Origin of the sequence: Ruegeria sp. MALMAid1280, assembly GCF_049195285.1 — a bacterium.
Taxonomy (GTDB): Bacteria; Pseudomonadota; Alphaproteobacteria; order Rhodobacterales; family Rhodobacteraceae; genus Ruegeria.
The window spans coordinates 1-9,696 of record NZ_JBMIRT010000018.1; the positions used below are offsets into that span (position 1 = coordinate 1).

General features: G+C 55.2%; 8 protein-coding genes and 1 pseudogene. 7 read left to right on the forward strand and 2 right to left on the reverse strand.

Annotated features, from left to right (window positions below; all coding sequences use genetic code 11):
• Both ACOQFT_RS00210 and ACOQFT_RS00215 read right to left on the reverse strand, forming a co-directional pair.
• Window positions 1-321: formate--tetrahydrofolate ligase (locus ACOQFT_RS00210; RefSeq protein WP_421596061.1), on the reverse strand; the 321-nt coding region annotated here is incomplete at its 3' end.
• A 182-nt stretch (window positions 322-503) separates the two neighbouring features.
• Window positions 504-1,439, reverse strand: coding sequence for a LysR substrate-binding domain-containing protein (locus tag ACOQFT_RS00215; protein WP_421596062.1), 936 nt, complete (start codon window positions 1,437-1,439; stop codon window positions 504-506).
• 237 nt (window positions 1,440-1,676) lie between these two features.
• On the opposite strand from ACOQFT_RS00215, the gene ACOQFT_RS00220 reads away from it, so the two are divergent.
• The 7 genes and pseudogenes from ACOQFT_RS00220 to ACOQFT_RS00250 all read left to right on the forward strand — a co-directional run.
• Window positions 1,677-2,627, forward strand: coding sequence for an ABC transporter substrate-binding protein (locus ACOQFT_RS00220; protein WP_421596063.1), 951 nt, complete (start codon window positions 1,677-1,679; stop codon window positions 2,625-2,627).
• A gap of 85 nt (window positions 2,628-2,712) precedes the next feature.
• On the forward strand, window positions 2,713-3,741 hold the full coding sequence (locus ACOQFT_RS00225; RefSeq protein WP_421596064.1) for a quaternary amine ABC transporter ATP-binding protein: 1,029 nt from the start codon (window positions 2,713-2,715) through the stop codon (window positions 3,739-3,741).
• Window positions 3,741-5,723, forward strand: a complete 1,983-nt coding sequence (locus ACOQFT_RS00230; protein ID WP_421596065.1) for an ABC transporter permease — start codon at window positions 3,741-3,743, stop codon at window positions 5,721-5,723. The genes ACOQFT_RS00225 and ACOQFT_RS00230 overlap by 1 nt, the downstream gene beginning before the upstream one ends.
• A gap of 1 nt (window position 5,724) precedes the next feature.
• Window positions 5,725-6,096, forward strand: a complete 372-nt coding sequence (locus ACOQFT_RS00235) for a cupin domain-containing protein (protein WP_421596066.1) — start codon at window positions 5,725-5,727, stop codon at window positions 6,094-6,096.
• Window positions 6,093-8,492 (forward strand): DUF1989 domain-containing protein, encoded by a 2,400-nt coding sequence (locus ACOQFT_RS00240; RefSeq protein ID WP_421596067.1) that lies wholly within the window; start codon window positions 6,093-6,095, stop codon window positions 8,490-8,492. Before ACOQFT_RS00235 ends, ACOQFT_RS00240 begins: the two co-directional genes overlap by 4 nt.
• A gap of 4 nt (window positions 8,493-8,496) precedes the next feature.
• Entirely contained in the window at window positions 8,497-8,931 is a 435-nt protein-coding gene (locus ACOQFT_RS00245) for a hypothetical protein (protein ID WP_421596068.1), read from the forward strand.
• 398 nt (window positions 8,932-9,329) lie between these two features.
• Window positions 9,330-9,696, forward strand: a pseudogene (locus ACOQFT_RS00250) (DDE-type integrase/transposase/recombinase); the annotation flags it as partial.

A 9,696-nucleotide genomic window follows, 5' to 3' on the forward strand; every position in this document is an offset into this window, starting at 1 on the left:
CTTCATGCCGAAGTTCGGGCCAAGCGAGGCTTCGCGGATACAGATCATCGCATTCTTGCCGATGCGGTTCAGGCCATCGCCCAGACCCACGGTGGTGGTGGTCTTACCTTCGCCCGCCGGGGTCGGGTTGATCGCGGTGACCAGGATCAGCTTGCCGTCTTCACGGTCCTGAACCGAGTTGATGAAGTCCTGGCTGACCTTCGCCTTGTCGTGGCCATAGGGCAGCAGATCGGCGGAATCGATGCCGATCTTGGCGCCGATTTCCTGAATCGGCTTCTTGTTCGCCTCGCGGGCGATTTCGATGTCGGATTTGTAACTCATTGGGCAGGGTCCCTTTAAAAGTAGGCCAAACACATCCAGACCCGATCGAGTAACGACAAGGTGCAGAGTCGGGATAATTCTTTACGGTAAATATTTTTTCCCGCCAGTCAACTTTAGAATCCGACCGCAGTCACTGACCCGGAATTTCTGGGCCGCTATTGACGCCGAAGCAATTCCAAAAACTACCCGTATCTTTTTCGCCCGGCGCTGAGACCCAGCAACCAGTCTTCGACGATACGCCGTTCGGGAAACGGTTTGTGTGTCGGGCTTTTCAACAAGTAATATCCCGAATGAGTTCGCACCGATGCATCCTGAACTGGTCGGACCAACGCTCCGCTGTCAAGCAACGGATCCACGAGATGGGCCCAACCCAATGCAATCCCCAGACCGTCGACCGCGGCCTGAATGGACAAAGGATACGTATTGAACGCAACTGCGCGCTCCATCAACGACATTGAAATGCCATTGCCATCGAGCCAGGTGCGCCATGTCATCCACTCGGCGTGACTGCTGGTAACTTCAATTAAGTCCAGTTCCGGCAATGCGGCCAGATCGGATGCTCTGGAGTTGCTTTTTAGATACTCGGGGCTGCACACTGGAAAAACTGTTTCGCCAAACAAAAGTTGCGCTTCGTAACCAGGCCAGTCTCCGTCCCCTCGCAAAATCGTCAGGTCCATCGAGTCAGACAGGCACTCCGCATCGCTGTCGGACGATACCAACGAAATACGGATACGGTCGTTGGATTTGTTGAATTTGCGAAGTTGCGGCATCAACCAGAGCGAAGCAACAGAATTTGTCGCAGAGATCGAAACCGTGTTGGCCTGATGTTTGGCCAACATGTCGCGGCTGACATCCCGCATCAGGTCCAGTGACTTTTCCACCGTTGCCAACAAAATGGCACCCTGCTGTGTCAGGGAGACGGATCGATGCCCGCGAACAAATAGGGGTACGTCGTAGTGCTGTTCTAGCAAACGCACTTTGCGGCTGATGGCAGTCTCAGAAATATTCAGTACTTTACTGGCTTGCGCAAAGCTCTGAGCCCTTGCTGCGGCCTCAAATGCCAGAAGGTAATCAAGTGGCGGCAGAATCTTACCGGTAACTGGTGCTTTCTTCGGCATTCGAGGGCGGAGTCCCAATCTTTACGTGTTCGCAATCGAAAGGATTTGCCCGCATCAGTTCGATTCCGATTGGGCAACTGGCTGTTAAAATAGCGAAAAACCGGACTAGCCTCAAGAATTTGTGGGCAAAGCCTCGCAAATTTCTGTTCTGCGTCTGGCGTGATTTTGGGCAGAATGCGCATATTCGGGGCCGGAAGAGTCCGCAATTCGAAAATGAACTTCACTCAGGGAGCAAACATGAAACTCACAAATCTACTTTCTGCTGCAACCTTGGCAGCGATAGCAGGCACCGGAGCGATTGCGGAAGACAGCAGCGATCCGATCATCATCCCAATTCACAACTGGTCTAGCCAGATCGTGATGTCATACGTTACTGGCCAGCTACTTGAAGAGATTGGCGACAACGTCGAATACGTCACGACGGACAGTCAGGCGGTGTACGAGTCGGTGCGCCTGGGCGACGTCACGCTTGAGATGGAAGTCTGGGAAGGCGCGTTTGGTGCATCCTTCCGCGCCGCGCTGGAAAAGGGCGGTCTGCATGACGCGGGCGATCACGATGCGGTTACGCGCGAGGATTGGTGGTACCCGTTGTGGACCAAAGAGTCCTGCCCCGGCCTGCCGGACTGGAAAGCCCTCAACGATTGCGCGCATCTGTTCGCAACGGCCGAGACAGGCGACAAGGGCCGCTATCTGGATGGTCCGGTCGACTGGCTGAAGCACGGTAAGGAACGTGCCGAAGCGCTGGATCTGAACTTCACTGTGATCAACGCGGGTTCGGCGGCGGCTCTGTGGGCCGAAATTGGTGCGGCCGAAGCGGACAAGAAACCGGTTCTGGTGTTCAACTGGACACCCAACTTTGCCGAGGCCGTCTGGCCGGGCGAGTTTGTCGAATTCCCTGCATGGGAAGACGGGTGCGACAAAGACCCGTCTATCGGTCCGAACCCGGATGCTTTGTATGACTGCGGCAACCCGGCCACCGGCTACCTGAAAAAGGCGGCATGGGATGGTATGAAGGACAAGTGGCCAACAGCCTACTGCGTTTTGACCAACATCTCTTTCACCAATCCGCAGATCGCGGAAATGGCCAAGCTGGTCGATACAGACGAGCTGGAACCTGAAGATGCAGCGGCTGAATGGCTGGATGCCAACCGCGCTGTTGTTGATCCCTGGATCAGCGCCTGCAGCTGATAACGCGTCCCGACACAACGAAACTGGCGCGGCCTTACTGATTTCAGAGCAGTAAGGCCACGCTCAACAAGAAAGAAAGGCAGCCATGTCCATCACAGCGCCTGTAATCTCAGCCAAAAACGTCTGGAAACTGTTTGGATCCTCGCCAGAGAGCTATCTGAAGTCCATGCCGGCAGGCCACAGCTTCGACGAGATTCGTGCTGACGGCTACATCGCCGGGGTCAAGGATGTCTCGATTGAGGTTGGCCGGGGTGAAATGCTGGTCATCATGGGGCTGTCGGGATCAGGAAAATCCACCCTGGTACGGTGTTTCTCGCGGCTGCATGACATTACTGGCGGCACCATTGAGGTCGACGGTCAGAATATCATGAGCCTGAGTGAGCGTGACCTGATCGAGTTGCGCCGCAACAAGATGGGCATGGTATTTCAATCCTTTGGCCTGCTGCCGCATCGTACCGTTCTGGACAACGTGGCGTTCCCTTTGGAAATGCGCGGCCAAGATCGCCATGACCGGCGCGAGCGCGCTTTGGAAGTTGTCAAATTGGTTGGCCTTGAGGGCCGTGAAGAATATTTCCCGCGCGAACTCAGCGGCGGCCAGCAGCAACGTGTCGGCATTGCCCGGTCTTTGGCGATTGAGCCGGATATCTGGTTTCTGGACGAGCCATTCTCGGCCCTTGACCCGTTGATCCGCCGTGAAATGCAGGATGAATTCCTGCGCCTGCAGGAGATGCTGGGCAAGACCATCGTCTTTATCACTCATGATTTTGACGAGGCGCTGCGGCTGGCAGACCGGATCGCGATCATGCGCAATGGCGCGGTGGAACAATGTGATACACCGGATCAGATCGTCATGAACCCCGCCACGGAATACGTGGCGAAATTCACCGAGGACATCGACAAAGCCCGCGTGGTGCACGCAAAAGGACTGGCAAAACCGGTCAACGGGCACACCTTGGAAGGCACGCCAATCAATGGCGGTTCAACCATACACGAATTGGCCCGGGTTCTGGTCAACGACAACCGCATTCTGTTGCCAGTCGCGAATGACAAAGGCGTTGTCACCGGCGTTCTGGAACGCGATGCCGCGTTGAATGTTCTGCTCGGAGCGGAATGATGGCGACGCTGTCCACTGAACTGCCGGAAACCTCGGATAGACCGTGGGGACGCATGCGCGTGCTTACTGCACTGCTGGCTACGGCATTTGCGCTGATCCTTGCGAAGGCTTTTGGTGTTCTGCCTGAATGGCTGAACCGCATCCCAGAGGCTGCAATCCCGCCAACGGCACAGGTTCTGGACGCTATTTTTGACTTCATTCAAAATGACCTTGGCCTAATCTACGTCACCCGTTTTATCGCTGAAGGCCCGCTTGAGTTCTTGTTGGACACCTCAGCAAACCTATTGGAGGGCAAGCGTCGCTGGCCCTATCTGGGGCCAATCCCATGGTCGGCAATCGCCGCTGTTGCAGCCGTCGTCGGCTATGCTGTTGGCGGCTGGAGGCTGGCCGCTTTGGGGGCCGGAACCTTCATCTGGACCGCAGCGATTGGACAGTGGAAGATTGCCATGCAGACAATGTCCGTCATTGTGGTTGCGGCACCGCTGGCCTTTCTGCTGGGTTTAACACTGGGTATCGCTGCGTGGAAATACGGCTGGTTTGAACGGATGCTGAAACCTGTCTTGTCCGTTCTGCAAACACTGCCGTTTTTTACATATCTTTTGCCCGCCGTAATTTTCTTCAAAGTCGGACCAACAGCCGGGGCCGTCGCGACGATTACTTTTGCTATCCCACCGATGATCCTGATGACCACTCTGGGCCTGAAGAAAGTCAGCCCCGAAGTGATCGAAGCAGGCAAGATGTCCGGATGCACCCGCTGGCAGATGCTGCGTCATGTCTATGTTCCCGCCGCACGCACCGAGATTCTGGTTGGCGTTAACCAAGTGATCATGTTGTGTCTGGCTATGGTGGTGCTGACCGCCTTTATCGGCATGCCCGGCCTTGGTGCTAAGCTGTTGGCGATGATGGGCAGTTTCAAATTAGGGCGTTCTTTTGAGATTGGTGTGACAATCGTTCTTCTGGCAGTCACGCTTGACCGGATGTCCAAGGCCTGGGTCGTCAAACAACCTGTTCACTTCGAACGTGGTACGCCGTGGTGGAAACGGCACCAGATCTCGCTGATCGCACTGGGTCTGTTTGTTGGATTCACTCTGCTGTCACAGCTTTTCCCGATCCTGGCCGAGGTCGGTCGCAAGCAGCATCTGAGCCAGGGCAAGGAAATCGACGTGGTTATCAAGTCGTTCCTGGCCATCGATGCCATCAAAGGGACAACCGAATGGTTGCGCTGGTTTCTGAACGTCAAGGTTCTGATCCCGTTCCGGAACACACTGCTTGCCATTCCGACACCTGCTTTCATCCTGCTGGTGGTTTCCTTTGCTTATTGGGTCGGCGGTCGCAGGCCCGGCATCTTTGCCGCAGTCTTCTTTACGATCGTGGCTTTCTCGGGCTGGTGGGATCGTTCGGTCATCACGCTTTACACCGTGATTTCGGCGGTCGCGCTGGCGACGTTGATCGGTATCCCCCTGGGTGTTGTCGCGGCCCGGTCCACCCGCTGGTCCAAGAGCATCCTGCTGGCCTGTGACACCGCGCAAACCTTCCCAAGCTTCATCTATCTGATCCCTGCGATCATGTTGTTCGGCGTCAATGATGTGGCTGTTGTGTTCTCGATCCTGATCTTCGCCGCTGTACCGCTGATCCGGTACACTATTATTGGTCTCAGCAGTGTACCGCCGGAAATGACCGAAGCGGCGGACATGTCCGGCTCGACCCGTCGACAAAAGCTGATGTCGGTGCAATTCCCTCTGGCGCTGCCGACAATGGCGGTCGGGTTTAACCAGGCAATCATGTTCTCGTTCTTCATGGTCATCATTGCCGCATTCATCGGCACACAGGATCTGGGACAGGAATTGCAGCGGACACTGGCAGGCACCGAGTTGGGCAAGAACTTTGTCCTTGGCCTGAACGTGTCGCTGATGGCGCTGACCTTTGACATGGCCATCAGCAGCTGGGCGGAACAGCGTAAAAAGCGACTGGGGCTAGACTGAGATGGCACAGATACAGAACAGGCGCAGTGTGGCCCGTTTCGACAATACAGGGTTTGTCCGGATGTGGATGGAGGGCCTGCCAGACGAGCAGGTCTGGTGGAAGAACGTCAGCTTTGATGAGGAAACCGGGCAAGGCAGCTATCTGATGAAGATGGCGCCGGGCACACGCTCGAATCCTCATATCCATCACGGGCCGGAAGAGTTCTTTGTTCTCGAAGGCGATCTGACCGATCACGATGGGTTTTGCTATCGCAGCGGGGACTTTGTCAGCCTTGCTGCCGGGTCCAGCCATTTCTCGCGTACGGCGGCGGGGTGTCTTTTGATAGTCACGCACCGAGGTGCAACGGAATCCATTCAGGAAGGTGCATTATGAATGTGAAGCCGGTTTTCGAAGTTCCATTCGAACGCAGCGGGGTTCTGGCCCCTGGCCTTCCGATCCTGCCGCATGGGACAGAGCGCCACCCGGTTCCCGGGATGGGGTCGCGCGCTGTTTCGGTGTCCAGGGGTGATACCATCACTTTGCTGGATCGCGATGGGATGCAACCGGCCGAAATGGTTTTCTTTGCCCCTGACCGGAGCTCCGATGCAGCCATGCTGGGCGCGCAGGGGTATGGGCGGGCCGAAGGGCTGATTGCAACGCTGGCAAATGGCTCCGCTTCGGGGAAAAAGGTACTGCGAGCTCTGGAGGTCGCCGGTTTCGACATCGGAAAAGGCGACGCAATCCGCGCATTTACCGATGGGTCTCGGCCAGGTGACATGGTCCATTTCGTGGCGGAAAACGATGGCCTTTTGATTGTCGCCGCACCTGGCAAGGCGATGCGCCCCGAAAACAACAACCCACCCACGGATATCATCCTGTATATCCAACGCTCTGCACCCGGGCTGGAAAAGCCCGATGTCGGCCCGCCTGATCCGTTGGCTGATCCCTTGAAGGACATCAACATTCAGCCGGGCAATGCCAAGTCCTATGAGGTCAAGGCAGGAGAGTTCATACAGATCGTGGATATCCGCGGACGTGAGTGTTCTGATTTCCAGGCCTTCAGTCGCCGCGCTCTGGATCAGGGAATCGAGCGTGAAATTGACCCGACAACAACCCGCAGCCTGATGGGCAGTTTGTATCCTCAACCAGGGATCTTCTCGAAATACTGGTCAGTCGATCAGGAACCTTTGGTCGAAATCGTACAAGACACTTGCGGACGGCACGACACGTTCGGCCTTGCCTGTACGGCTCGGTACTACGAAGACCTTGGCTATCCAGGTCACGTGAATTGTTCGGACAATATCAACAAGGATCTGGACCAGTACGGCATCAAGCCCCGCGGAGGCTGGCCGGCGATCAATTTCTTCTTCAACACAATGCTGGACGACACCAATGCCATTGGCATGGACGATCCGTGGTCACGTCCGGGTGATTTCGTCTTGCTGCGGGCACTGACGGATCTGGTCTGTGTCAGCACCGGCTGCCCCTGCGACATCGACCCAGCCAATGGCTGGAACCCAACGGATATTCAGGTGCGAACCTACAAAGCGACCGAGGATTTCAAACGATCCTACGGCTACAGAAAATCTGCGGAGGCGGATGTGGAAGAAACCAAGAAAACAGCATTTCACGACTGCTTTGCACGGCATACCCGTGATTTTGTCGAATACAATGGCTATTGGCTGCCCAACACGATGACCAATCATGGTGCCATTGCCGAGTACTGGGCCTGTCGGGACAAGGTCGCCGTCATGGACCTGAGCCCATTGCGGAAATACGAGGTTGTCGGACCCGACGCAGAAGAACTGATGCAGCTGTGCGTGACCCGCAACATGAAAAAGCTGAGCGTTGGTCAGGTCGTATATACGGCCATGTGCTATGAGCACGGCGGTATGATCGACGATGGTACTGTTTATCGTTTGGGTGACACAAACTTCCGCTGGATTGGCGGGAATGATACCAGCGGATTGTGGCTGCAGGAGCAGGCGCTCAAACGCAATATGAATGTCTGGGTGCGCAATTCGACGGACCACTTGCACAACATCGCGGTGCAGGGTCGGTACAGTCGCGACATTCTTTCCAAGATCTTCTGGACGCCGCCTCAGCAACCGACGATCGAAGAATTGCCATGGTTCCGGCTTACCGTCGCACGCGTGGGCGATGTGCAGGGGACGTCGGTGGTCATTTCCCGAACCGGTTATTCCGGTGAACTTGGATACGAAATCTTTTGCCATCCCAAAGATGCCGTCGAGATCTTTGATCGCGTTTGGGAAGTCGGTCAGGAATATGGCATCGCACCGCTCGGGCTTGCGGCGCTCGACATGTTGCGGATCGAAGGTGGATTGATCTTTGCCGGGTCGGAATTCGACGATCAGACGGACCCGTTTGAGGCTGGCATCGGCTTTACTGTGCCACTGAAATCAAAAACCGACGATTTCATCGGACGGGTAGCAATCGAAGAGCGCAAAGCACACCCGCATCGCAAACTGGTCGGTTTCGAGATCGAAGGCGGCACGGTCCCCTCGCCCGGCGATTGCGTGCGCGTTGGAAAAGCGCAGGTTGGAGAGATTACCAGCGCAATGAAATCGCCTGTTCTTGGCAATGTCATCGCCCTCGGGCGGGTTGCATCAACCCATGCGCTGGAGGGGCAAGACATTGAGATCGGCCAACTGGATGGGCAGCAAAAACGCCTGAAGGCAAAAATTGTTCCGTTCCCGCATTTTGATCCAGCAAAAGAGCGCGTGAAAGGGGTTTACCCCAGTAAAAATGTCCCGGACGCGGCCGAATAAAAACGTGACTGCCAAACAAACGGCCAAAGCTGCGGTCGTTTGTTTTTTGGGGCTTGGTTTTGCAACTTCACCAACAACCGGTTTCGCGGGCGAATGTGACCGGGTTTCCGCGCTTGAAAACTATAATGCCACTGGCCTCTCACCGAATGGAGCAATGTGCAAAACGTTTGTTGGCCTGGCCAATGTCCAAGGCGTTTCATGCCGATGGGAGTTTCCATTCCGGGACTCTGACGCCATACGCACGTTTCACGACCTCTGGACCGAAGTAGCACGTTGCAAAGAGGGAACTTGGACGCAACATGACGGATCAGTCAACCACCCTGACAGTTACGCGCTCAGAGAACTTTTCACTTCTGAAGGCTTTTTTCGCGTTGCCCAAAAAGACAAGGGCCAATTCAATCGAACCTTGGTGTTTTTGAGTCTCGAACATCGAAATTGATGCAGATGGTGTGCCATTGCTCGTTAGAAGACTAAGGATACTCGCCACCTCTCAGCATACGAGCGATGCAATGTGGCGTTTATCGACCTGAACGTGCTCGGTTAGCTTGTGTCGCAGGTATTTGGGAAGACCAGTGCCCAGCACATGCGCGATTTCAAACAACTTGCTGCTGCGATCGCGATCATGGCTGGCATTGAAGTCCTCAACATGATCCGAAAGAAACAATTCATTTGCCTTGGACTTCTGGGTTTAGCCATTCACTCGCAGGGCTCTGTTGCAAACTCTGACCATTGACGCTCAAGAACGCAGAGAGTGAATAGATGCCAGTGTAATTCAGCCGAAAATCGGCTCATGATTTCGTTCAAGGGTGCGCAATCTTCGAAAGATGTAATCCTATTCGCGGTGTTTCGGTGGACCACACTACACTGAACCGCTGGGGGCAAGATACTCTGGCGCGATTGCTGAGGCCGCGTGTCGTCGCAAAATATCTTGCGACCGCTCTTGGAGAATGGACAAGACTTACATCACGGTGAAAAGCGCGTGGGTCTATCTCTATCAAGCTGTCGAAAAGCACGCCAGGACGCTTGGTTTCATGCTTTCGCAGCGTCGAAACAAACCCGCCGCCACCAAATTCTTCGCCCGGATGCTGGAGGTCAACAGCCTTCCGAGAAAGATTGTCATCGACAAAAGCGGAGCAAATACGGCCGGTATCAAGGCCATAAACAAGATGCTGAAAAGTTTTGGTTGCCCGGTCTCATGTGAAAT